Source organism: Streptomyces sp. NPDC023573 (assembly GCF_055559735.1).
Window position 1 is genome coordinate 110,111 of record NZ_JBVHKB010000007.1, and the last position, 23,965, is coordinate 134,075.

Sequence of the window (23,965 nt, forward strand, 5' to 3'; positions counted from 1 at the left end):
CCGTATGGCCGAGGGGTAGTGCTGGCGCCGACAGGACCGGTCCGTGTGGATCGCGCGAGTTCTCGGAAAGGCCGGACGCACATGGCACAGCCCTTCTCACTGCCGGACTTCTACGTGCCGTACCCGGCGCGTCTCAACCCTCATCTGGAGGCTGCCCGGGCCCATACCCGGGAGTGGGCGCGCGGGATGGGGATGCTGGAGGGCTCCGGTGTCTGGGAGGAGAAGGACCTCGAGGCCCACGACTACGCGCTGCTCTGCGCGTACACCCATCCGGACTGCTCGGCCGAGGCCTTGTCCCTCGTCACCGACTGGTATGTGTGGGTCTTCTTCTTCGACGACCACTTCCTCGAACTGTTCAAGCGCACTCCGGACCGTGAGGGCGGCAAGCGGTATCTGGACCGGCTGCCCGCCTTCATGCCTATGGAGCGGGGTGCGCCGACTCCGGAGCCGGACAATCCGGTGGAGGCGGGCCTGGCCGATCTCTGGGCGAGGACCGTGCCGGCCATGTCCGACGCCTGGCGGGCCCGGTTCGCCGAGGCGACGGAGAATCTGCTCAACGAGTCCCTGTGGGAGCTCTCGAACATCAATGAGGGGCGGATCGCCAACCCCGTCGAGTACATCGAGATGCGCCGCAAGGTCGGCGGGGCACCGTGGTCGGCAGGGCTGGTGGAGTACGCGGCGAACGCGGAGGTCCCTGACCCGGTGGCGGATTCGCGGCCACTGCGCGTACTGAGGGACGCGTTCTCCGACGCGGTGCATCTGCGCAACGACCTGTTCTCGTACCAGCGGGAGGTCGAGGACGAGGGCGAGAACAGCAACGGTGTCCTGGTCCTGGAGAGGTTCCTGGGCTGCTCGACCCAGGAGGCGGCCGAGGCGGTCAACGATCTGCTCACGTCGCGGCTTCAGCAGTTCGAGAACACCGCCCTCACCGAGCTCGCGCCGCTCTGCGCGGAGAGGGGCCTCACCCCTGAGGGGACGGCCGCTGTCCTGGCGTACGTCAAGGGCCTCCAGGACTGGCAGTCCGGCGGCCATGAGTGGCACATGCGCTCGAGCCGCTACATGAACGGTGGGGGCGCGGGTGAGAGCGTTCCCGGTTTCGGGATGGCCGCGGCCTCGCTGCGCCTCACCCCCCGCTCCGAATCGCTCCGGCTGCGCAGCCATACGCATGTGCCGTACCAGCACGTCGGTCCGTCACTGCTGCCGGACTTCGACATGCCGTTCAGCACGACGCTGAGCCCGCACCTCGACGGGGCGCGCCTGCGGATCGTGGACTGGTCACGCCGGATGGGGCTGCTGGAGGCCCAGCCGGGGGTGCCGGGTTCGCACATCTGGGACGAGGAGCGGCTCGTCGCGACCGATCTGCCGCTGTGTGCGGCGGGACTGCATCCGGACGCGACCCCTGACGAGCTCGATCTCTCCTCGGGATGGCTGACCTGGGGGACGTACGGTGACGACTGGTTCCCCGTGGTGCACGGCCGGACGCGTGACCTGGCGGGGGCGCGGCTTGCCAACGAGCGGCTGTCGCTGTTCATGCCGCTGGACGGGTCGTCCGTGCCCGAGCCGGTCAACGCGCTGGAGCGCGGGCTGGCGGACCTCTGGCGGCGGACGGCGGGGCCGATGGGCGAGGGTGCCCGCCGCACCTTCCGGGAGGCGGTGGAGTCGATGACGGCGAGCTGGCTCTGGGAGCTGGCGAACCAGGCGCAGAACCGGATTCCCGACCCGGTGGACTACATGGAGATGCGCCGGGCGACGTTCGGCTCGGATCTCACGATGAGCCTGTGCCGGCTGGGCCACGGCAGGAAGGTGCCGGACGCCGTCTACCGCAGCGGCCCGATGCGTTCCCTGGAGAACGCGGCGGCGGACTACGCGTGCCTGCTGAACGACCTCTTCTCGTACCAGAAGGAGATCGAGTACGAGGGCGAGGTGCACAACGGGGTCCTGGTCGTCCAGAACTTCTTCGGGGTGGACTATCCGACGGGGGTCTCGATCGTGGACGACCTGATGAACTCGCGGATGCGCCAGTTCCAGCATGTCGCGGAGCAGGAGCTGCCTGTTCTCTACGACGACTTCGATCTGGACGCGGAGGCGAGGGAGGTTCTGGCCGGCTATGTGCTGGAGCTCCAGCACTGGATGGCGGGGATCCTGATCTGGCACCGGGACTGCCGGCGCTACCGGGAGGAGGATCTGCGCCGGGGCACCGGGACCCCGTGGCACATCAGTGGCCCCACGGGGTTCGGGACGTCGGCGGCGCGGGTCACACGCCTGTTGTCGCAGGGACGTTTCAGCCCTGCTGGAACAGCTCCGCGGGAAGTGGCTTGAGCAGGGCGTACAGATCGTCGGTGATCGGCCGGTCCCAGCTGGCGATGGTGACGAGCACGCCGTCGCTCCGGTCGAACTGGACGCAGGAGATCCGGCTCTCGGAGAGCTTGACGCGGCGCACGATCAGCAGGCTGTCGCCCTGCATGACGGGCACGTCCTCGGTGCCGGTGACTTCGACCGGCTCGTCGTTCTCCAGGGCGAGGAGCAGCTGGGCGACCTCGAAGGGGACCTGGCCCTCCTCGGTCTCGCGGGCCGGTGAGCCCTCCGGCAGATTGCCGATGATCATCGCGGGGCCGCGCCCGCCGAACAGGTCGTACCGCAGGAACACGCCCTGACAGCTCCCGTCGGGAGCGGGGAGCAGACCGGCGCCGAGGTTGCCGGGCCAGTCCCCCGGGTCCATGGCCAGGACATCGAAGTCCGGGCCCGCGGGTGTGGCGGCGCTACGGCGGCGGAGGAAGGACATGGGGCCATGTTACGTGTCCCGGCTCACGTTGCGGAGCCGGGCACTCCTACGCGGACTCCGCGGCCAGTGCTTCGAGCGCCCGGACGGCGTCGGCCGCACGGGCGTACGGCACGAACAGGTGGTCGTGGTGGAATCCGGCGACGACGTTGCAGCTGATCCCCTCGTCGGTGAGGGCCAGGGAGACCGCGGCGGTCAGCCCGACTGCGTCCAGTGCGGAATGCACACGAAGAGTGATCCACGCGGCGACGAAGCGGTATGCGAGCCCTGACTCCTCGGCCTGTGCCTGGGGGACGACGAGCGTCAGCCCTTCCTGCTCGGAGACGGTGACCACCGGGGTGACACCGGGGGGCGTCGCGCCACCGGGAAGGGTCGCGTAGACGTAGCGGCCGGGCCTGAGCTCCGGCCGCATCCCCCGCAGCAGTGTCCGAAGATCGCGCTCGCCCGTCATGGGGCCACGGTACGGCCGCGAAGGCGGGGCGCGCGGACGCAGTAAGCCATTCAGGCACGCCATGTATCCATACGCTCACCTTGCGTGGCACCGGCGGTTGATCGCCCATAGCTTCGGCTCATGAGCAGAAGACACATGAAATGCCTGGCGGGTATCACCGTCTCCACGGCTACCGCCCTGGGGCTCGCGGCCGTGCCCTCCGCCGCGTCCGGGCACAGTGACCTCGTGGTGCACCCGGGCGAATCGATCCAGAGCGCGGTGGACGCGGCGCGGCCCGGGGACACCGTCGTCGTCCTGGCCGGCACCTACCGTGAGAGCGTCCTGATCACCAAGCCCGGCCTGACCCTGCGGGGCACCGGTGAGCGGACGGTGATCGCCCCGCCGGCCGCGAAGGGAGCCAAGACCGCCGAGAAGGCCAAGGCGGCCAACGCGTGTGCCACGGGCGGGAACGGGATCTGCGTCATCGGGACGAAGAGCCGCACGGTCGACGATGTCCGCATCCGTTCACTGACGGTCTCCGGCTTCGACAAGAGCGGCATCTGGGCGTCCTGGACCGACGGGCTCTCCGTCCGCAAGGTGGCAGCCGGCAAGAACGGCACCTGGGGCATCGCCCAGGAGCGCTCCACCCGCGGTGATTTCCGGCACAACACCGCCACCGGCAACGGCGACGCGGGCATCTTCGTCGCCAACTCGGTCAGCGAGGAAGGCGGGGCGACCGACACCGGCGGGACCCTGGTCGTGGACAACTCCGTCAGCGGCAACCGCATCGGCGTCACCGCCCGCCGGGTGAGGAATCTCGTCATCGACGGCAACACCCTGACAGGCAACTGCAGCGGGGTCTTCGTCGTGGGCGACGAGTCCAAGCCCGCGGCGGGGGCGATGACCATCAGCGGCAACCGGATCGTCGAGAACAACAAGTTCTGTCCGGCCACCTCGCGTCTGTCCGCGATCCAGGGGTCCGGCATCGTCCTCACCGGCAGCGAGGCCACGGTGGTCCGTTCCAACGTCATCCGTGACAACGTCGGCTCGACCCCGCTCTCCGGCGGCATCCTGCTGTTCAAGAGCTTCGTGGGTGCGCTCAACACCGACAACACCATCAGCCGCAACCTCGTGCAGGGCAACAAGCCGGCCGACCTCGCCAACCGCGACACCTCGGGTACCGGCAACACCTTCGTCAGCAACACCTGCGGGACGTCCGTCCCGGCCGGGATGTGTGCCGGATGACGGCCCACCGCCGTACGAGGAGAAACGAGACGGTATGACCACCGTGAGTCCCACCCCCGACACCACCCCCGTCGCGGCGCCTCTCCCCGCACCCCCGGTCTCCGCCGCCCAGAACCCGCCGGCGTCCATGCGGCTCCGGGAGCTCGCGTTCGGGGCCGCCTGCGCCGCGGCCGTGCGCGCGGCGGCGAGGCTGCGTGTGGCCGACGCGCTGGGCGAGGCACCGGCATCGGCGGCCGAGCTCGCCCTGGTCGTGGACGCCGAGCCCGTACCGCTGAGCCGGCTGCTGCGCGCTCTGTGCTGCTACGGGATCTTCGAGGAGACGGCGGAGGGGAAGTTCGTCCACACCGAGATGTCCCGGCTGCTGCGCGAGGACGACCCGAACAGCCTGCGCTACATCTCCCTGTGGTGCACCGAGCCCTGGACCTGGGAGGTCTGGCCGCGGCTCGACGACGCGGTGCGCTCCGGCTCGAGCGTCTTCCCCGAGACGTTCGGCAAGGGTTTCTTCGAATATCTCCACCAGGACGCGGGCGAGTCCGCCCAGGTGTTCAACCGGGCGATGACGACTTCGAGCGTGCAGTCGGCGCAGGACGTCGCCGACCTCCTGGACCTCACCGGGGTCTCCTCGGTCGCCGACATCGGCGGCGGCCAGGGACATGTGCTCGCGAGTCTGCTGGAGAAGCACCCCTCGGTCCAGGGAACGCTCCTCGATCTGCCGGGTGTAGTGGCCCGTGCGGACGCCAGGCTGCGGGACGGCGGCCGCCTCGCGGACCGCGTACGGATCGTGCCCGGCGACTGCCGTGAGGACATCCCGTTCGAGGTGGACCTCTACATCATCAAGAACATCCTCGAATGGGACGACGAGAGCACCCGCAGGACCCTGCGCAACGTGGTCGCCGCGGCCCGCTCCGGCGCCCGTGTGGTGATCATCGAGAACCTCGTGGACGACACCCCGTCGATGAGGTTCACCACCGCCATGGACCTGCTGCTCCTGCTGAACGTCGGGGGTGCCAAGCACACCCGGGAGAGTCTGGTCGGGCGGATGTCCGACGCCGGCCTGCGGGTCGGCGAGATCCACCCGGTCAACGCGTACCTGCACGCCTTCGAGTGCGTCGTGCCGTAGCGCGGGCACACGCGGAGACCGCCCCGGGTCCGGCACCTGAGTGCCGGACCCGGGGCGGTCTTCCGTCTGTCAGGCCGAGCCGTCGCTCTGCCACCGGTAGAACTGCTGCGCCATCGCGTCCTTCGGACCGCGCCAGGTCTCCGGGTCGTAGGGGCTCACGAAGGCGGTCAGCCGGTCGCTGATGGCCTTGAACTCCGGGTGCTCCGTCACCTTGGCGATCTCCGGGCCGGGGGGCCGTTCGGATTCGATCAGGTGGAGATACACGTCGCCGAACTGGAACAGGGTGCGCCTGTTGACGCCGACGAGGTGCGGCAGGTCGGTGTTGTCCGAGGCCGCGAACAGCTTCGCGATGTCCGGCGCGGACTCGGGCGCCATCCGGGCGACGATCAGTGCGTGGTGCATCCGGCTGCCTTTCGGGGCATCAGTTGGCGGGGACCGAGGCGGAGCGGCGCTCCCGGTCGCGCTGCTCGATCTTGTCTCGGATGAGCTCCATCTGGACGCGCGAGTTGCGGTTGATGTTGTCGGTCATCCACGCGTCGTCGACCGGTGCGTCGGGGCGCATCGCGAAGTCCTGGCGCCAGTGCATGCGCGTACCGCCCGGGACCTCCGAGTACTCCCACCGGATGTCCATGTGCTGGAACGGTCCGGTCTCCACGCGCCGGGCGCGTACGTTGCGTCCCTGGCGGTCCGTGGTGCGCTCGGAGACCCAGCTCCAGACCTTGCCGTTGTCGTCGGGGTGCATGGTGAGGCGGAAGGTCGTCTTCTGGCCCTCCCGCTTCATCACCTCGACGGACGCGTACTCGCTGAACAGCTGGGGCCAGTTCTCGAGATCGTTCGTCATGTCCCAGACGAGGTCCAGGGGGGCGGCGATGGTGATCTCGTTCTCGGTGCGTCCAGTCATGTCAGGCTCCTGTCACGAGAGTGTTGTTCACGAGGTCGAGGAACTCGCCGGGCGTCTTGCACCGGTCGGCGTCGACCGGCAGCGGGTGGCCGTACCGGTTCTCCAGCGCGGCCACGATGCCGAGCAGGCCGAGCGAGTCCAGGCCGTACGCGTCGAAGGCGGAGCCGGGGCGGCTCGCCATCTCCGACGGGTCGACCGTCAGGCCGGCGCCGCTCTTCATCAGCGCGGCCAGTTCTTCGTACGTCAGCTGAGCGGTCATGAGGGGCTACTCCTTCTCAGAGCGGGTTGTCGGTGGGGCGGCGCAGCACCAGGGCCGAGTTCGAGCCCATCAGCCCGCGGCTCAGGACGAGCGCGGTGCGCAGTTCGGCGGGACGCGCGCGCCCGGTGACCAGGTTCAGGTCGTGGCACACGTCGAAGACGTTGGGCGTCGGCGGGAGCATGCCGTGTTCCATGGCGAGCACCGCGGCGGAGGTGTCGAGCACGGGTGCGCCGCAGTAGGCACGGCCGGTGCCGGTCTTGGGCGCGGTCACCGGGACGCGCCGTCCGTGCGCGCCCAGGGCATCGGCGATGGCGAGGGCCTCGGCCCGGTCAGCCGCGGGCACGCCGAGGGCGTCGGCGAACACGACGTCGATCTCCTCGGGCGCGCAGTCCGCCTCGCGGAGCGCGCCTTCGATCGCCCGGGCCAGTCCCGGGCGGGACTCCTCCCAGCGGGCCGCGCCGGTGAAGGTCGCGGCGTGGCCGGCCAGTTCGGCCCGGACGGTCGCACCGCGTTCGCGGGCCGTCGTCTCCTCCTCGACGACCAGCATGGCGCCGCCCTCGGCGGGCACGAATCCACAGGCGTCCGCGGTGAACGGCCGATAGGCCCGGGCAGGGTCGTCGCAGAGGCTGAGGTCCTCGTAGCCGAGCTGGCAGACCACCGAGTACGGCGCGAGGGGTGCCTCGGCCGCGCCGACCACGACCGCGTCCGTTCCCCGCCGGATGGACCGCGCGGCGTGCATCAGCGCGTCGAGGCCGCCGGCCTCGTCGCTGGCGACGACGGCGCACGGCCCCTTGAAACCGCCGCGGATCGAGATCTGGCCGGTGCTGGCCGCGTAGAACCAGGCGATGGACTGGTACGGGCCGACGAAACGGGAGCCCTCGCCCCACAGCCGTTGCAGCTCGCGCTGGCCGAACTCGCCTCCGCCGGAGCCGGCGGCGGTGACCACGCCCACCTTGAACGGCGCGCCCTCGTAGTCCGCGCGTCCGAGCCGCGCGTCGTCCAGCGCGAGATCGGCGGCGGCCATCGCGTAGTGCGTGAAGCGGTCGGTCTGGACGAGGAAGCGCTCCTCGATGAAGGCGACCGGGTCGAAGTCCCTGACCTCGCCCGCGACGCGCAGCGGGAGGTTCTCGCAGCCCTCGCGGGACACCGTGTCGAGGACGCTGACCCCTTCCTGGGTCTGCTTCCAGAAGGCACCGGCGCCGGTCCCGTTGGGGGCGACGACACCGATCCCCGTGATGACGGAACTGCGGCGTACCGGGGTTGCCGGGGCGTTCATGGGGTCCTCCCGCCTGTTCTGGTCATGGCGACGGCGGACTGGAATCCGCCGAAGCCGCTGCCGACCGAGAGCACGCTGCGCAGCTTGAGGGGCCGAGCGGTGCGGGGTACGTAGTCGAGATCGCACTCGGGGTCCGCGGTCTCGTAGTTGGCCGTCGGCGGCACCGTCTGGTGCTTCAGGGCCAGGACGCAGGCGGCGATCTCGATCGCGCCGATGGCGCCGAGGGAGTGGCCGACCATGGACTTGATGGAGCTCATCGGAACCTTGTACGCGTGCGCGCCCAGGGCCCGTTTCACCGCCGCCGTCTCGTGCCGGTCGTTCTGCTTGGTGCCCGAACCGTGCGCGTTGACGTAGTCGACCTGCGATCCGTCGAGCCGGGCGTGTGCGAGGGCGGTGTTGATGGCCTCGGCCATCTCCAGTCCCTCGGTGGTCAGCCCGGTCATGTGGTAGGCGTTGCCGAAGGTGGCGTAGCCCGATATCTCGCAGTAGACGGTCGCGCCGCGGGCGCGGGCGTGCTCCAGTTCCTCGAGGATGAGGACGGCGCCGCCCTCGCCCATGACGAAGCCGTCCCTGCGGGCGTCGAACGGCCTGGAGGCGTGCTCCGGGTCGTCGTTGTTCGCCGAGGTCGCCTTGATCGCGTCGAAGCACGCCACCGTGATGGGGGTGATCGGTGTGTCCGAGGCTCCGGCGACACAGACGTCCACGCGTCCTTCCTCGACGGAGTGGAAGGCGTACCCGATCGCGTCGAGACCGGAGGTGCAGCCGGTCGAGACCGTCTGCACGGGCCCGTGCGCGCCGACCTCCTCCGCGACCGCGGAGGCGAGCGTACTGGGCGCGAACGCGCGCTCCAGGTGGGCACCCGCCGGCCGGTGGTCGACGTCCCAGCGCGCACCGCTGCCGCTGACCGCGACGTAGTCGTGCTCCAGGCGCGTGGTGCCGCCGACCGCGGTCCCGAGGGAGACCCCGACGCGCCAGGGGTCCTCCTTCTCGAGGTCGAGTCCGGCGTCGCCCAGCGCTTCCCTGGCCGCCACCAGGGCGAACTGGATGTACCGGTCCGAGCGGGCGATCAGGTCCGCGTCCAGGCCGTGGGCGACGGGATCGAAGTCGCACTCGGCGGCGATACGCGACCGGAACTCCGCGGGGTCGAACAGCGTGATCCCGCGTGTCGCGGTACGGCCGTTGGCGAGCAGGTCCCAGAAAGCCGGGGCTCCGATGCCACCGGGTGCGACGACGCCGACCCCGGTGACGGCCACGCGCCGGGTCATGAGGCCGCCCCCGTTCGTTCTGGCGGCGCTCCGCGCTCAGCGGTCTCCGTGACCTCGGTGTCCACGTGCCCGAGTTCGGGCCGCGGCGCGAGCGGGCCGAGGTGGAAGACCATGCGGGCCTCCACGTCGCCCACGTTGCGGAAGCGGTGACGGACGTGCGGCGGGATCAGCAGGCCCTGGTCGGGCCGCATCGGGTGCGATTCGCCGTCCAGGTCCACTTCGAGGAGCCCGTCCACGACGTACACGAATTCCTCGGAGTACGGGTGGTAGTGCTCGCCGATCCGGTCTCCCGGGGCGACGATGGCCAGCCCCATGAAGCCGCTGGTGGCGCCCACCGCCGTGGGCGTGAGCATGGCGCGCAGGTCGCCTCCGCGCCTGCGGTTGGGCTGAGTCTCGCTGAGGTCCACGATGCGAGGCCGGTGGGTGGTCATGGCTGTTCTCCTCCAGGCACGTTGTGCGGTGTGACGGCGGCGGGGGTGGCCCCGCTGCCGGTGACGCGTCAGGACTCCGCGGCCCGACGGTCGGTGATCAGGTCCATCTCGGCCTGCGCGAGGAAGCGCGCGGCCTCCTGGTCGGTCGTCGGCATGCCGTTCGCACCGCCGTCGAGCAGCCGGCCGAGCATGGCCGCCTTGCGGTGGCCGCCGATGCCGAGTGCCTGTGAGGGCTGGGCGTCGAGCGGGCCGCTCACCTCGAGGAGCCGCACCACGATGTCGTCGCGCTGGAAGATGGTGCTGCTCTCGATGGGGCTCGACGCGTCGTTCGCCGCTTCCTCGTCCTGGCCGGCGAGCAGCCGGGCCAGTGCCATGCCGCAGCCCTCCTTGGCCTGGTAGAACAGCGAGTGGCGCTGGACGCCCTCGGGGGCGTGCCGGCCCGCTGTCACGTGGTGGACGGTGGGGAGCGCGGCCCTGGTGAAGAACATCCGGGCGGAGTCGGGGTCGCTGAGGTCGCGGTCCTGCTCCAGATACGGGTTGATGGCCTCCTCGACGGCCCTGACCTCGGGCTGGCGGGAGACGTGGCGCAGTGCCGCCATCAGGTCACCCTCGACCTCGACCGCTCGCACGACGCGGTTTCCGTGCATGAAGAGCGAGGTGCGGCGCAGCCGGGTGTTCTCGTCGACGCGGGACTGCGGGGAGTCGTAGTCGGCGAGGATCTTCGCGACCATCTCCTCCGTGCCGGGCTTCACGGTGAAGGTGAGCGCGTGGCGTACGACGCCGTCGCCCAGCCGCGGCGCGGCCTGGAGGCGGCCCTTGGCGGACTCGGGGGTGCCCTCGAACGCCGCCCCGGTCTCCCGGAGCACGCTGAAGCGCAGGGAGCGTGTGTCGCGTACGCAGCTGTGCAGCGGCTGGACGGTCGCCACGTGCTCCTCGCTGTTCACCCAGGCGAGGAAGGGCGGCGCGCTCTCCCACTCACTGGTGATGAGCCACTGCGAGGGGTTCTCGATGGACTGGCACAGCTGGTCGCTGATGTGTCCGGGGATCGAGGCCACCTGGTTGCGCATGTGCTCGTACGCCTCGAGGAACTGGTTCTGGGCGCCGTCGTGCAGGTCCAGCAGCAGTATGACCCGGAGCCTCGAACCGTCGAAGGCGGACTGAGATATCCGTTCCGAGAGGGTTGTCATCTTTCGCTCTCCTTCGAGACGGTGCGGGGGCCACGTCCCGTGGCCTCTCGTCATCCGTCGGTTTCGGTGGAAGCGGCGCAGGTCCCTGCCCGCCGGCATGAAGTCCGTCCCCGCATCGCGAGCATCGCTCCCGCGACTGATCGTGGAACGCTGGTACGAGCGGCGCGAGATTTATGAACCGTTCAGGTGAGGCGCCGGCCGAAGCCCGGCCGGAGGCCTCCCGCGAGGGCATGGACACTGCATCCGTCATGCGTCCGAGCTGGAGCAACTGATGAACGAGAACGTCGACCTCCGCGTACCGGTCCTCATCGTGGGTGGCTCCCTGGTGGGCCTGTCCGCCTCCCTCTTCCTGAGCCGGCTCGGCGTCCGCCACCTGCTGGTGGAGAAACACAGCAGCACCTCGACCCACCCGCGGGGGCGGGGGAACAACGTCCGGACGATGGAGGTGTTCCGGACCGCGGGGGCGGAGCAGCTGATCCGGGACGCCGCGTCCGTGCTGGCGGACAATCACGGAATCCTTCAGGCCGGGTCGCTCACCGGCGACGACCAGGAATGGCTGTTCAAGGAGATCGACCCGGGCGGCGGGATCGCGAGGTTCAGCCCGAGCGGCTGGTGCCTGTGCAGCCAGAACGACCTGGAACCCGTCCTGGTCTCGCATGCCCGGGCGCAGGGCAGCGAGCTGCGGTTCTCCACCGAGCTGCTCAGCTTCGAGCAGGATGTCGACGGGGTCACCGCCGTGGTCAAGGACCGGGAGACCGGGGAGCACACCACGGTGCGCGCCGACTATCTGGTCGCGGCCGACGGGCCCCGCAGTCCGGTCCGGGAGCAGCTGGGCATCGGCCGGACGGGACCCGGAGACCTCTTCCACAACGTGAGCATCACGTTCCGCTCGCGGCGGCTCGCCTCCGTGGTGGGCGACCGGCGCTTCATCGTCTGCTACCTGACCACTCCGGACGCGGACGGGGCCCTGCTGCCCGTGGACAACCAGGAGCAGTGGGTGTTCCACGCGCCGTGGCAGCCCGACCGGGGCGAGACGCTGGAGGACTTCACCGACGAACGGTGCGCGGAGCACATCCGCAGGGCGGTCGGCGCGCCGGACCTGGACGTCGAGATCACCGGCAAGGCGCCGTGGCACGCCGCCGAGCGGGTCGCCGAGCGGTACGGTTCCGGCCGGGTCTTCCTGGCCGGGGACTCGGCGCACGAGATGTCCCCCACCGGGGCGTTCGGCTCCAACACCGGTATCCAGGACGCGCACAACCTGGCGTGGAAGCTGGCTGCCGTGCTCGACGAGGCGGCGGGGCCGGGGCTTCTCCAGACGTACGAGGCGGAGCGGCTGCCCGTGGCGAAGGCCACGAGTGCGCGTGCGTCGGCCCGTTCGGGCGAGCACAGCCACCCGGGGTACGCCGGATCACCCGGCCCGGGTGGCGGCGGCCGCAAGGGCGGCATGCTCACGGTCGCGCTCGGCTACCGCTATGTGCGCGGCGCCGTCCTGGACGTCGACCCCGCCCTTCCGGTGGTACCCGAAGGTATGGGCCTGACGGGTGAACCCGGAACCAGGGCCCCGCACATGTGGCTGCGGCGGGACGGCGGGCGTGTGTCGACGCTGGATCTCTACGAGAAGTCGTTCGTGCTGCTGTGCGATGCCCGGTATCCGGACTGGCGTGCGGCGGCGGAGCAGGTGTCCAAGCGCCTGTCGGTCCCGCTGGAGGCCTTCGGGATCGGCTCCGCCCCGGACGCCGACCTGCGGCACGAGGAGGGGGCCGACTGGGCCGCCGCCCATGGGACGTCCGCCGAAGGCGCCGTCCTGGTGCGGCCCGACGGGTTCGTGGCCTGGCGATCGCACGGCACGGCGGCGGACCCGGAGGCGACGCTGTACGAGGTCATGGTGACTCTGCTCCACCGCGGCTGACGCGGCGGAAGGTGCGGCCGGCGGGCCCTGTGGGGCCCGTCAGCCGAGGCCGAAGGACTTGAGCGCCGCGAGGAACGCCTCCGGGTTGTCGGCGTGCACCAGGTGGCCGGCGTCGACGGAGGCGAACCGTCCTCCGGGTGTCTGCTCCGCCATCCAGGCCAGTTGTCCCTGGTCGACGTGGCTGCGGGACCCACCGACGACGAGTACCGGCGCTGTTATCTCGCCCAGACGCTCCCGTGCGGCCGGGTCCGGGTCGTTGAGCTGTGCGTCGATGGACGGAACGACCTGCCAGTCGAAGCCGAGCTCGCCCGGCGGCCGTTCGGCCGGCCCGCGGGGCGGGTCGAGCGGGAGCAGGGGTGGGGCCTCCTCCATGACCAGGGCACCGACCAGTTCCGGGTGCCGCTCGGCCAGCAGCAGGGCTGCCGCTCCGCCCATGGAGTGCCCGATGACCGTGGCGCCGGAGAGATTACGGGCCTCCAGGAAGGCGTGCAGGTCGTCACGGAAGAGCTCGAAGGAGTAGCGGCCCGGCCAGTCACTGAGGCCGTGGCCGCGGAAGTCGAGTGCGTACACCCGGTGGCGGGCCGCGAGATGTCCGGCGATGCCCGTCCAGTCCAGGCTGCTCCCGCCCCGCCCGTGGGCGAGGACGACGGGCGGAGCCGAGGGGTCGCCCCAGGTGCGGTACGCGAGCCGGATACCGCCCGCCTGCACAGTGTTGACCTCGGGGTCGAGGAAGGCTGTGACGGTGCGGACGAAGGCGCCGGAGTCGTCCATCCACGGAAAGTGGGCGGCGCCCCGCTGGACGACGAACTCCGAGTGGGGGAAGAGCGCCGCGAGTTCCGCCGCGCGGTCGGGGGTGGGGCCGCCGTCGTACTCCCCCGCGAGGACGAGCACGGGCACGGGCAGCTCGCGGAGTGCGGCGACCGCGGCACCGGTGTCGAGGCCGTCCTCGGGGTAGTAGAGCGACCCGGCCGACGCGTTGCGCTGCGCGGGGGATCCGGCGGCGTGGGCCTGGGCGGCGGCGTCCCAGCGGCCGTACATGAACGGCCTGATCCCCGCCCAGGCCCCGGGTGTGGCGCGTCCGGCCTGGATCTCGTCCAGCGCCGCCCTGGCCTCGGCGTACCAAGGTTCGTGGGCGCGCAGCGCTGCGGCGTCGCGCCGGTCCTGGTCGGTGGCGGGAAGGCCCAGGGTGCCCGTCCCGGGCGTGACGAGCGTGAGGGAGCGCAGTCGCCCGGGGTATGTCGCGGCGTAAAGCGCGGCGAGTTCGCCGGAGGCGGAGTGTCCCAGCAGATCAGCCTGTTCGAGGCCGAGGTGCGCGCGGAGCGCCTCGACGTCCTCCACGAGACGGTCGATCCGGTAGGTCGACGGGTCGTCCGGGACGGCGGAGTCCCCGGTGCCCCGCAGATCCAGCAGCACCAGCTGCCGTACCCGGGACAGGCCGCCGAGGTCGCCGAAGTACCGGGCCGCCCGCATGGGGCCGCCCGGCAGGCAGATCAGCGGTTCGCCCTCGCCCACCAGGTGGTAGGCCAGTCCGGTTCCGTCGTACGTGCTGAAGATCGGCATGACAGCCATCCAAGCAGTGCGGGCAGCCCGTTGCAGGTGCGTACGCCCAGAGCGAATCAGGGAACGGGGGCGTCGGACAGGAGCTGCGCGGCCGCCTTCCGGGCCTGGTGTGCGGGCTCGGGCGTTCCGGAGACGGCTGCGGTGGCGATCGCCCCTTCGGCGAGCAGTACGCAGGCGACGGCGGATTCCTCCGGTTGTCCCGCGGCCGTGACCAGGCCGGTGACGTAGGCGTGGAAGGCTTCCTTGTGGAGGCGTGCGATGCCTGCGACGGCGGCGTCCGTCGCGCCGATCTCGCCGAAGCTGTTGTTGAAGGCGCAGCCGCGGAAGCCGGGCTCGCAGAACCACACGTGCAGCCAGTCGAAGACCGCGAGGACCCGGTCCCGCGGCGTGCCCGGGCGGCTGTCCACATACGCGGCGAGCTGTGCGCGCCACCGGGTGTCCCTGGCTTCGAGGCAGGCGCGGACCAGCGCGGACTTGGAGGGGAAGAGCGCGTAGAGGCGCTTGAGCGAGACGCCCGAGGCGGCTCGGATCTCGTCCATGGAGACCGCTTGGACGCCCCTGGCGTAGAACAGCTCCTCGGCGGTTTCCAGTGCCGAGGACCGAGCTTGTGCTGCTTCCACGGTGAGTCCCCTCGTCGGCATGTCGCGCGCCCCGGTCCGCGCCCCGCGCCTGTACGCCCTGTCGGCGGCCTTGCGGGAGAACGTGCGTTCTCATACAGTACGGCACCACGAGGAGAACGCACGTTCTCCCGCTTTCGGAGGAGTCGCATGAACGCGCAGCCGCTCGTTCCGCCTTTCACGCGGGAGTCCGCGGTCGCAAAGGTCCGCCGCGCCGAGGACGCCTGGAACAGCCGGGACCCCGAGAGGGTGGCGCTCGCCTACACACCGGACTCCCGCTGGCGCAACCGCTCGGAGTGGGTGACCGGGCGACAGGAGATCATCGGCTTTCTGGCACGCAAGTGGGCCCGGGAGCTGGACTACCGCCTCGTCAAGGAACTGTGGGCACACGACGGCAGCCGGATCGCCGTGCGCTTCGCCTACGAGTGGCACGACGACACAGGCCGCTGGTACCGGTCCTTCGGCAACGAGAACTGGGAATTCGACAGCGCCGGACTCATGCGGGTGCGCCACGCGTCGATCAACGACGTCCCGATCGAGGAGACCGGGCGCCGGTTCCGCTGGGCGCCCGGACGGCGGCCGGACGACCACCCCGGGCTCACCGGGCTGGGCTTCTGACCAGGAGTTGTCCACAGGCAGTCCGTACCCCTTGCCAGAACCCCCCGCCTCCTGAATTACTGCTCCCAGGAGGCGACCGAATGGTCGGTCGCCGGTCGGCGAGGGGATGATCCGTATGACCGCGCTGCTTGACGCCGGCGAGCGGCTCGGCCGCGACGAGCTCGAGTCCTTGCAGTTGGAGCGGCTCCGGGCCACGCTGCGGCACGCCTACGAGAACGTCGCCTTCTACCGGGCGGCGTTCGACAAGGCGGGGCTGCGCCCCGACGACTGCCGTACGCTCGCCGATCTTCCCCGCTTCCCGTTCACCGTCAAGGCCGACCTTCGCGACAACTACCCGTTCGGGATGTTCGCCGTTCCCGAGGACCGGGTACGGAGGATCCACGCTTCCAGCGGCACGACCGGCCGGCCCACGGTGGTCGGGTACACCCAGAGCGACCTGGACACCTGGGCGGACGTGGTCGCCCGGTCGATCAGGGCGGCGGGCGGGCGGCCGGGCCACAAGGCGCATGTGGCCTACGGATACGGCCTGTTCACCGGCGGCCTGGGAGCGCATTACGGGGCGGAGCGCCTCGGCTGCACGGTCATCCCGGCGTCCGGGGGCATGACGGCGCGCCAGGTGCAGCTGATCCAGGACTTCCGGCCGGAGATCATCATGATCACGCCCTCGTACATGCTGACCCTGCTGGACGAGTTCGAGCGCCAGGGAGTCGATCCCCGGGGGACGTCGCTGAAGGTCGGCATCTTCGGCGCCGAGCCGTGGACCGAGCAGATGCGCGGCGAGATCGAGGAACGCTTTGCCATCGACGCCGTCGACATATACGGGCTGTCCGAGGTGATGGGTCCTGGGGTGGCACAGGAGTGCGTCGAGACCAAGGACGGGCTGCACATCTGGGAGGACCACTTCTATCCGGAGGTCGTCGACCCGTTCACCGGGGAGGTCCTGCCGGACGGGGAGGAGGGTGAGCTGGTCTTCACCTCGCTCACCAAGGAGGCCATGCCGGTGATCCGCTACCGCACCCGTGACCTGACGCGGCTGCTGCCGGGGACGGCCCGTGTCTTCCGCCGGATGGAGAAGGTCACCGGCCGGAGCGACGACATGGTGATCCTGCGCGGGGTGAATCTCTTTCCCACGCAGATCGAGGAGATCGTGCTGCGGACGCCGGGAGTGGCTCCGCACTTCCAGTTGCGACTGACCCGCCAGGGGCGGATGGACGCGCTGACCGTGCGGGCGGAGGCACGGGCCGGCGCCTCTGCGGCCGAGCGCGAGGAGGCCGCCCGGTCCATCGCGGCGGCCGTGAAGGACGGGGTCGGCGTGAGCGTCGGGGTGGAGATCGTCGCCCCGGAGACGCTGGAGCGGTCCGTCGGCAAGATAAGGCGGATCGTCGATCTCAGGGAGGTCCGCTGAGGGAGCCGGGCTCGGGCTCGGCGGACGGGCGGCCGTTGCGCAGGTCGCTCTGTCCGCGGCTCCGTGTGAAGGGGCCGCCGGCGCCGGTCAGGCCGCGGACCCGCCCTGCCGGCGGCTCACCATCTCGGTGATCCAGACGGGCGCGTACGGAGAAGTGCAGCCCGGGGAAGTCGGATAGTCCTTGAGCACCTCCAGGCGCTCACCGATGTCCATCGCACGGGCGCGGTGGCCGGGGTGTTCGATCCCGATCTGGGCCAGGCAGTGGTTCATCGCCCACTGCAGGCGGGGCGGGGCGCCTTGCATCCGCGCCTCGATGACGTCGAGCAGCCCGCCGAGGCCGAGGCCCTCGGGCTTCTTCGCCACGCGTTCGGTGGTCAGCGCCCAGCCGGCACCGGCGACCACCGGGTCCGGATCGGCGGACCAGGCTTGACGCAGCTCTTCGGCGTGCGGGTTCTTCTTCACCACATGGTTCACGAGCCAGTCGTGCACCTTGGGAGTGCGCGCCTGGCGCACCATGGCATCCAGCTCGTCGCGGCCGAACGCCTTCGGGCGGCAGATCAGGAGCGCCAGCAGCTTCGCCGCGGTGTCATCCGTCTCCCAGAGCCCGCACGCGAGTTCCTGGTGTGTCTTCAGCCGCTTCGCGAGTGCGCGCAGTTTGCCGAGGTTCACGCCGTGGTCGTCGCCGTGTCTCTCGTTCACCTCGCGTACCTTCGCGTCCTCGAGCTCGGCCAGCTCGGCCATCACCTCGGCCACCGTCGTCCCGGCCACGCCACTCTCCCGTCGCTCAGCTGCAGGTTTCAGCCTACGAGGGAAGCCGGCCCCCCGGCGCACCCGCCGGAGGCGGACCCGCTGCGGCGTCCGTACCGGAGAACCGGTCCCGCAGCTCCCTCTTCAGGATCTTGCCGCTGGCGTTGCGTGGGAGTTCACCGACGAAGAGGACCCTCTTCGGTGCCTTGAAGTGGGCGAGCGCCGAGCGGGTGTGCTCGATCAGCTCTCCCTCCGAGGCCTCGCCCCGGAGCACCACGACCGCGGTGACGGCCTCGATCCACCGCGCGTCGGGCAGCCCCACCACGGCGGCCTCGGCCACCGCGGGGTGGGTGTAGAGGGCGTCCTCCACCTGCCGGGAGGCCACCAGCACGCCTCCCGAGTTGATGACGTCCTTCACCCGGTCGACGACCGTGAAGTAGCCCTCTGGATCGCGCACGGCGAGGTCACCGGAGTGGAACCAGCCGTCACGGAAGGCCTCCGCGCTCTCCTCCGGTTTGTCCCAGTAGCCCTGGCACAGCTGGGGGGAGCGGTAGACCACTTCGCCCGCCGTGCCGTCGGGCACCTCCTTGCCGTCCTGGTCGACCACCTTCGCCTCGACGAAGAGCACAGGCCGCCCGCAGGAGTCCATCCGTCCTTCGTGCTCGTCGGGTCCGAGGACGGTGGCGAGGGGGCCGATCTCGCTCTGCCCGAAGCAGTTGTAGAACGCCAGCTCCGGCAGTCGCTCGCGCAGACGTTCCAGGACGGGCACCGGCATGATCGACGCACCGTAGTAGGCCTTGCGGAGCGCTCCGAGCTCACGGGTGGCGAACTCCGGGTGGTTGGCCAGTCCGATCCAGACGGTCGGCGGCGCGAAGAGGCTGTCCGCCTGACCGGCTTCGACCAGATCGAAGATCCGGCCGGCGTCGGGGGCGTCGAGGATGGTGTTCTCGGCGCCCACCGCGAGGTACGGCAGCAGGAACACATGCATCTGCGCGGAGTGGTACAGGGGCAGCGAGTGCACCGGCCGGTCCGTGGCGCGCAGGTCCAGGGCGGTGACCGCGCTGACGTACTCGTGGACCAGTGCGCCGTGCGTCATCATCGCGCCCTTGGGCTGGGCGGTCGTGCCGGAGGTGTAGAGCAGCTGCACCAGGTCGTCGGCGCCGGGTTCGTGTACGGGGGCGAAGGCGCGCGGGGTGTCCAGCTCGCCGAGGAGGGAGTCCGCCGCGTCGCGGAGCGGCCGTACCTCGTGACCCGCCGGGACGCGCGGGGCCAGTCCCGGGTCGGCGAGGACGAGTGCGCTGCCGGACTGGCGGAGGACATATGCCAGGTCCTCGCCGGTGAGGTTCTGATTGACCGGTACATGGACCAGCCCGGCACGGGCGCAGGCCAGATAGGCGATCAGGTACACGTCCGAGTTGTGGGCGTAGGAGGCCACCCGGTCACCGGGGCGGAGTCCGTGCGCGGTGATCAGCACGGCGGCCGCTGTGCTGACCGCCTCGTCGAGGGCCGCATAGGTCCAGGACCGCTCGGCGTACCGCACGGCGGTGTGTTCCGGGGCGCGCCGTGCGCTGCGGGTCAGGACGCCGTCCACTGTGCTGCTGCGTACACCTGTCATGGCGTGATCCTGGGTGGCCGGCCGTCGAGGGTCAAGAGCCCGGAACGTCCGTGTCGGCGTGGGCCCCTCTCCATCGGCTGACGCTTCATCAGATTCTTTGTCGCGCGAGGGGTCCCTCGGGCGGCGGTGGTGACAGTAATCTCTGCTTCGGCAGGAAGTTTCATGACCGTACGAGATTTCGAAAGTTACTTTCGCGCGGGTGCTTTCGACGTGAGGGGAAGGGGTTCCGTATGGCCGGAGACGTGTCGGGACGGGGAATGGACCGCCGGAGGCTGGGCGGCGGGATACTGGCGCTGGGCGGGGCCTTCGCCCTCGCCCCGATCCCCTTCGCGGGGGCGGCGGGAGCGGCGGCCGGTGCCGAGAGGAGCACGGGGCCGCTGGGCGGCGGGGCATCGGAGACCGGGGCGGCAATGGGAGCGGGACGGGACCGGCCGACACTGCGCCGAGGGTCGGCCGCACGTGCCGGGCTGCTGCCGGACCAGCTCGACCTGCTCGTCGCCGATGCGGAGAAGTACCTCGCCGGCTCCCCCGCACACCCCTGGTACGCGGGTGCGGTCCTGCTCGCGGGCCGGGGCGGCACCGTGGCCCTGCACCGGCCGATCGGCCGCGCGGTGCGCTATGCGGCGTACGACGAGAAGACGGACACCGGGGTGGAGTTCCCGCCCGACCGGCAGATCGCGATGGCCGAGGACACGGTCTTCGACCTGGCGTCGGTGTCCAAGCTGTTCACCTCGATCCTCGCCGTGCAGCAGATCGAGCGAGGGGCGCTGGAGCTCGAGGCGACCGCCGCGTCCTACCTCCCTGATTTCGCCGGCGGCGGCAAGCAGGACATCACGGTCCGTCAGCTGCTGACGCACACCTCTGGCTTCCGGGCGTGGATCCCGCTCTACAAGGAGCCGACCCGTGAGGGGAAGCTGCGCCTGCTCTGGGACGAGGTTCCGGCCTCTGCTCCTGGCACGGCGTACCTCTACTCCGACCTCAATCTCATCTCACTGCAGCTGATCCTGGAGAAGATCACCGGCCGCACCCAGGATGCCCTGCTCCGCGACGAGATCACCGCTCCACTCGGGATGCACCGCACCCGCTACAACCCGCCCGCCTCCTGGAAGCCGAAGATCGCGGCAACCGAGGACGCCCGGCTGCCCTGGTCGGGGCTGGATCGCGGGCTGGTCTGGGGCGAGGTCCACGACGAGAACGCGTACAGCCTGGGCGGGGTCGCCGGCCACGCGGGAGTCTTCTCGTGCGCCTGGGATCTGGCCGTGCTGGCCCGCACGCTGCTCAACGGCGGAAGTTACGGCACCTCCCGGATCCTGTCCGAGGAGTCCGTGGAGCTGCTGTTCACCGACTTCAACACCGCGTTCCCCGGCGATGAGCACGGCCTGGGCTTCGAGCTCTACCAGCACTGGTACATGGGCGCGATGGCCACCCCGCGCACGGCGGGCCACACCGGATTCACCGGCACGAGTCTGGTCCTGGATCCGACGACGGACTCATTCCTGATCATTCTCGGTAACTCCGTGCACCCGGTACGCACATGGCGTTCCGGCAGTGCTCCGCGGGTGGCGGCGGCCAACCGGATGGCACGGGCGGTGCCCGTCCGGCCGGCCCGGGGCCGTACCGCCTGGTTCTCCGGTATGGCGAGCGCCGCCACCGCGACGCTCACCCTGCCCACTGTGCGCCCGGTCTCCCCACGCCCGTCGCTGAGCTGCGCGTTGTGGTGGGACACCGAGCCGGCTTCCGACGCGCTCGCCCTGGAGGCGTCCTCGGACTCCGGTACGACGTGGCGGCCCGTCCCCTTCACCACCGTACCGACGGGCGGAGACCGGCCAGGGGAGTCACGGTCCCATCCGGACGGATCGCTCTCCGGCTGGTCGGGACGCGTCTGGCACCGGCTGGAGGCGGACCTCGGAGAATGGCGGGGCACCGAGGTCCGGCTGCGCTGGCGCTACGTCACCGACCAGCTGTACGTGGGGCGCGGTGTCTACGTGGACGACGTCCGGGTGGAGGACCGCGGCCGTGCGCTCTTCGACGGGAACCGGCCTGGCGACGCCGGACGCGTCGAGGCGGACGGATGGACCGTCTCCTCGGACTGAGCCCGCCCGCCTGGTTGGATGACCGGCATGAACGGAACCCAGTCCATAGACACCCCGTGGGGCGTGTCGGTGTTCGGGGCGGCAAGCGTCGACGCCGCACCCGACCTGGCACGCCTCCGGGTCGCCATATCGCAGACCGAGAACCAGCCGGGCGAGGCGTTCGCCGCCACACGGAGCGGGGTGAACCGGATCCGGGAGGTCCTGCGCGGGCACGAGGTGCCGGAGGCAGCCGTGTCGACGTCGAGGCTGAACCTGTCGTCGCAGTGGAGCTACGGCAACGAGCGCACGTTCCTCGGTTATGAGTGCACGGCCTCCTTCGTGATCGAGCTGCGTGAGCTGGACCTCCTGGAGACCGTGCTCATCGACGTCGTCGACGCCGGGGCCAACGAGGTCAAGGGCGTCGAGTTCGACGTACGCGCGAAACGGGAACTGCGCGCCCGTGCGCGCACGGCGGCCGTGACCGCGGCGCGGGAGAAGGCGGCCCTGTACGCGGAGGCGGCCGGAGTGCGGCTCGGGCCCGTCATCCACATCAAGGACGTGGACGCGGAACAGGTGCAGAACTACCGCAGCCACAGCAGCCACCAGAGCGGGGGCGGAGAAGGCGATCTGTCACCCGGCAAGGTGACCGTCTCGGCAGGGGTCGTCCTCGGCCTCTCACTCATCGGCGGCTGAACACACCCGCGCGGGCAAGGATTCGCACCGGCGCGAGAACCAGCGCGGGCCTCCCCCGGAGGCCCGCGCTTCCTCATTCCCTGCGGGGGTTTCTGTCACCGGCCCAGCGCCGCCATGGCGGCGTTGTGGCCGGGCACCCCGCTGACCCCGCCGCCGCGCACCGCGCCCGCTCCGCACAGCAGGACGTTGGCGTGGGCGGTCTCGACGCCCCAGCGGCCCGTCTCCCCGGTGGCGTACGGGAAGGCGAGGTCCTGGTGGAAGATGTGGCCGCCGGGAAGTCTCAGGTCGCGCTCCAGGTCGAGGGGTGTCTTCGCCTCGATGCACGGCCGGCCGTCGGCGTCGAGGGCCAGGCACTCGGTGAGGGGCTCCTCGAGATGGGCGTCGAGTTCGGCCAAAGTGGCGCCGACCAGGGCTTCGCGCGTCGTTTCGTTGTCCGCCGCGAACAGCCGGGCGGGGGTGTGCAGGCCGAACAGGGTGAGGGTCTGGTAGCCACGGGCCGCGAGGTCGGGCCCGAGGATCGAGGGGTCGGTCAGCGAGTGGCAGTAGATCTCGCTGGGCGGACTCCCGGGCAGTCGTCCGGCCGCCGCCTCCCGGTAGGCGGTGGCCAGTTGCTCGTACCCTTCGGCGATGTGGAAGGTTCCGGCGAACGCCCGGCGCGGGTCGACCGCGGGGTCACGCAGCCTCGGCAGCCGGGTGAGGAGCATGTTCACCTTCAGCTGGGCACCTTCGGCGGGGGCGGGCGGCTGTTCGCCGAGGAGCTCGGCCAGGGCCTGCGGCGACGCGTTGACCAGGACCCGGCGGGCGCCGACGACGTGTTCCCCGTCGGGTGAGCGGACGGTGACCTCGGCGCGGGTGCCGTCGGTCTCGATACGGGTCGCCTCGTGCAGCACGCGGATCTCTGCTCCCGCCGCGCGGGCGGCACCGGCCAGGGCGTCCGTGAGCGCGCCCATGCCGCCGACCGGGACGTCCCAGTCCCCCGTGGAATTGCCGATCACGTGGTACAGGAAGCAGCGGTTCTGGACGAGGGACGGGTCGTGGGCATCGGCGAAGGTCCCGATCAGGGCGTCGGTGAGCACGACTCCGCGGACGAGGTCGTCGGCGAAGTTCTCCTCGACGGCTACGCCGATGGGCTCCTCGAACAGCATGCGCCAGGCGTCCGCGTCGTCCACGCGCGCCCTCAGGGCCTCGCGGGCCGGCAGGGGCTCGGTGAGCGTGGGGAACACCCGCTCGGCGAGGCGGCCCGTCATCCCGTAGAAGCGGTGCCAGGCCTCGTGCTCCCGGCCGTCGCCGGTGAGCGCGGCGAAGGACTCCCGGGTGCCGTCACCGCCGACGAGCAGTCCGGTGGGCCGGCCGCCGCGCACGGCCGGGGTGTACGAGGAGACGGTCCGCTTCCGCACGGCGAAGTCGAGGCCGAGCTCGCGGATGATCTTCTGCGGGAGGAGCGAGACGAGATAGGAGTAGCGGGAGAGCCGGGCGTCGATCCCTTCGAAGGGGCGGGTGGACACGGCCGCTCCCCCGGTGCTGCCGAGACGCTCCAGGACGAGCACGGACTGCCCGGCGCGGGCGAGATAGGCGGCGGCGACCAGGCCATTGTGGCCGCCGCCGACGATCACCGCGTCGTAGGCGGGGTGCGCGGGGGCGCCGGGTGAGGATGTCTCGTCTGCGCTCATGCTCCTTCGTAACACGGGCGGATCGCCTCCGGACAGGGGTGACGGCTCGTGGCGGGCGTGGGCGGGCGGGGGCGGGGCGTGGACGGGGCGTGGACGGGGAAAACCCGTGGGGCCTCCGGCCGCCTCGGCGGCAGGATGCGGCCCGGACCCCGTCCTCCCCCGCCCG

The 23,965-nt window shown here is 70.9% G+C and carries 22 protein-coding genes; 8 read left to right on the top strand and 14 right to left on the bottom strand.

Going from position 1 to position 23,965, the window contains the following annotated elements; translation table 11 throughout:
- Positions 1-81: 81 nt before the first annotated feature.
- Positions 82-2,319, top strand: a complete 2,238-nt coding sequence (locus tag ACZ32T_RS22875) for a family 2 encapsulin nanocompartment cargo protein terpene cyclase (RefSeq protein ID WP_467368677.1) — start codon at positions 82-84, stop codon at positions 2,317-2,319.
- Here ACZ32T_RS22875 and ACZ32T_RS22880 read toward each other — a convergent pair.
- Positions 2,282-2,782, bottom strand: a complete 501-nt coding sequence (locus ACZ32T_RS22880; protein ID WP_325748050.1) for a hypothetical protein — start codon at positions 2,780-2,782, stop codon at positions 2,282-2,284. The genes ACZ32T_RS22875 and ACZ32T_RS22880 overlap by 38 nt on opposite strands.
- Positions 2,783-2,828: 46 nt before the next feature.
- Positions 2,829-3,230, bottom strand: coding sequence for an ACT domain-containing protein (locus ACZ32T_RS22885; RefSeq protein WP_467368679.1), 402 nt, complete (start codon positions 3,228-3,230; stop codon positions 2,829-2,831).
- A 120-nt stretch (positions 3,231-3,350) separates the two neighbouring features.
- On the opposite strand from ACZ32T_RS22885, the gene ACZ32T_RS22890 reads away from it, so the two are divergent.
- On the top strand, positions 3,351-4,454 hold the full coding sequence (locus ACZ32T_RS22890) for a right-handed parallel beta-helix repeat-containing protein (protein ID WP_467269147.1): 1,104 nt from the start codon (positions 3,351-3,353) through the stop codon (positions 4,452-4,454).
- 34 nt (positions 4,455-4,488) lie between these two features.
- Positions 4,489-5,574, top strand: coding sequence for a methyltransferase (locus tag ACZ32T_RS22895; protein WP_467368681.1), 1,086 nt, complete (start codon positions 4,489-4,491; stop codon positions 5,572-5,574).
- Between the two features lie 69 nt (positions 5,575-5,643).
- Here the strand turns inward: ACZ32T_RS22895 and ACZ32T_RS22900 are convergent, their stop codons facing one another.
- From ACZ32T_RS22900 to ACZ32T_RS22930, 7 genes are all read right to left on the bottom strand, one after another.
- Positions 5,644-5,976, bottom strand: coding sequence for a TcmI family type II polyketide cyclase (locus tag ACZ32T_RS22900; protein ID WP_401620486.1), 333 nt, complete (start codon positions 5,974-5,976; stop codon positions 5,644-5,646).
- Positions 5,977-5,995: 19 nt separating this feature from the next.
- Complete coding sequence (locus ACZ32T_RS22905) at positions 5,996-6,475, bottom strand: SRPBCC family protein (protein WP_467269143.1); 480 nt, start codon at positions 6,473-6,475, stop codon at positions 5,996-5,998.
- Between the two features lies 1 nt (position 6,476).
- Positions 6,477-6,734: an acyl carrier protein gene (locus ACZ32T_RS22910; protein ID WP_104791180.1), complete on the bottom strand. Its 258-nt coding sequence runs from the start codon at positions 6,732-6,734 to the stop codon at positions 6,477-6,479.
- Between the two features lie 16 nt (positions 6,735-6,750).
- On the bottom strand, positions 6,751-8,010 hold the full coding sequence (locus tag ACZ32T_RS22915; RefSeq protein ID WP_467368683.1) for a ketosynthase chain-length factor: 1,260 nt from the start codon (positions 8,008-8,010) through the stop codon (positions 6,751-6,753).
- Complete coding sequence (locus ACZ32T_RS22920; RefSeq protein ID WP_365931909.1) at positions 8,007-9,275, bottom strand: beta-ketoacyl-[acyl-carrier-protein] synthase family protein; 1,269 nt, start codon at positions 9,273-9,275, stop codon at positions 8,007-8,009. The genes ACZ32T_RS22915 and ACZ32T_RS22920 overlap by 4 nt, the downstream gene beginning before the upstream one ends.
- Positions 9,272-9,706: a cupin domain-containing protein gene (locus ACZ32T_RS22925; protein WP_467269139.1), complete on the bottom strand. Its 435-nt coding sequence runs from the start codon at positions 9,704-9,706 to the stop codon at positions 9,272-9,274. Before ACZ32T_RS22925 ends, ACZ32T_RS22920 begins: the two co-directional genes overlap by 4 nt.
- Positions 9,707-9,774: 68 nt before the next feature.
- A complete protein-coding gene (locus ACZ32T_RS22930; protein WP_356706964.1) occupies positions 9,775-10,893 on the bottom strand; it encodes a TcmI family type II polyketide cyclase in 1,119 nt (372 codons plus the stop codon).
- 271 nt (positions 10,894-11,164) lie between these two features.
- Between ACZ32T_RS22930 and ACZ32T_RS22935 the strand changes: the two genes are divergently transcribed.
- On the top strand, positions 11,165-12,802 hold the full coding sequence (locus ACZ32T_RS22935) for an FAD-dependent oxidoreductase (protein ID WP_467269137.1): 1,638 nt from the start codon (positions 11,165-11,167) through the stop codon (positions 12,800-12,802).
- Positions 12,803-12,841: 39 nt separating this feature from the next.
- Here ACZ32T_RS22935 and ACZ32T_RS22940 read toward each other — a convergent pair whose 3' ends face one another.
- Together ACZ32T_RS22940 and ACZ32T_RS22945 are read right to left on the bottom strand one after the other, a co-directional pair.
- On the bottom strand, positions 12,842-14,362 hold the full coding sequence (locus ACZ32T_RS22940; protein WP_467269135.1) for an alpha/beta fold hydrolase: 1,521 nt from the start codon (positions 14,360-14,362) through the stop codon (positions 12,842-12,844).
- A 56-nt stretch (positions 14,363-14,418) separates the two neighbouring features.
- Positions 14,419-14,982 (bottom strand): TetR/AcrR family transcriptional regulator, encoded by a 564-nt coding sequence (locus ACZ32T_RS22945; protein ID WP_467368685.1) that lies wholly within the window; start codon positions 14,980-14,982, stop codon positions 14,419-14,421.
- 147 nt (positions 14,983-15,129) lie between these two features.
- On the opposite strand from ACZ32T_RS22945, the gene ACZ32T_RS22950 reads away from it, so the two are divergent.
- A complete protein-coding gene (locus ACZ32T_RS22950; protein WP_467269131.1) occupies positions 15,130-15,597 on the top strand; it encodes a nuclear transport factor 2 family protein in 468 nt (155 codons plus the stop codon).
- Positions 15,598-15,712: 115 nt separating this feature from the next.
- Positions 15,713-17,002: a phenylacetate--CoA ligase PaaK gene (gene paaK, locus ACZ32T_RS22955; RefSeq protein ID WP_467269129.1), complete on the top strand. Its 1,290-nt coding sequence runs from the start codon at positions 15,713-15,715 to the stop codon at positions 17,000-17,002.
- An 87-nt stretch (positions 17,003-17,089) separates the two neighbouring features.
- On the opposite strand, the gene ACZ32T_RS22960 is transcribed toward paaK, so the two are convergent.
- Both ACZ32T_RS22960 and ACZ32T_RS22965 read right to left on the bottom strand, forming a co-directional pair.
- Positions 17,090-17,743: a DNA alkylation repair protein gene (locus tag ACZ32T_RS22960; protein WP_467269247.1), complete on the bottom strand. Its 654-nt coding sequence runs from the start codon at positions 17,741-17,743 to the stop codon at positions 17,090-17,092.
- Between the two features lie 61 nt (positions 17,744-17,804).
- Positions 17,805-19,364, bottom strand: coding sequence for a fatty acyl-CoA synthetase (locus ACZ32T_RS22965; protein WP_467269127.1), 1,560 nt, complete (start codon positions 19,362-19,364; stop codon positions 17,805-17,807).
- Between the two features lie 230 nt (positions 19,365-19,594).
- Here ACZ32T_RS22965 and ACZ32T_RS22970 point away from each other — a divergent pair, with 230 nt between their 5' ends.
- Positions 19,595-21,457: a serine hydrolase domain-containing protein gene (locus ACZ32T_RS22970; RefSeq protein WP_467269125.1), complete on the top strand. Its 1,863-nt coding sequence runs from the start codon at positions 19,595-19,597 to the stop codon at positions 21,455-21,457.
- Positions 21,458-21,484: 27 nt separating this feature from the next.
- Positions 21,485-22,129: an SIMPL domain-containing protein gene (locus ACZ32T_RS22975; protein WP_467269123.1), complete on the top strand. Its 645-nt coding sequence runs from the start codon at positions 21,485-21,487 to the stop codon at positions 22,127-22,129.
- Between the two features lie 95 nt (positions 22,130-22,224).
- Here ACZ32T_RS22975 and ACZ32T_RS22980 read toward each other — a convergent pair whose 3' ends face one another.
- On the bottom strand, positions 22,225-23,799 hold the full coding sequence (locus ACZ32T_RS22980; RefSeq protein ID WP_467368687.1) for a phytoene desaturase family protein: 1,575 nt from the start codon (positions 23,797-23,799) through the stop codon (positions 22,225-22,227).
- Positions 23,800-23,965: the final 166 nt, after the last annotated feature.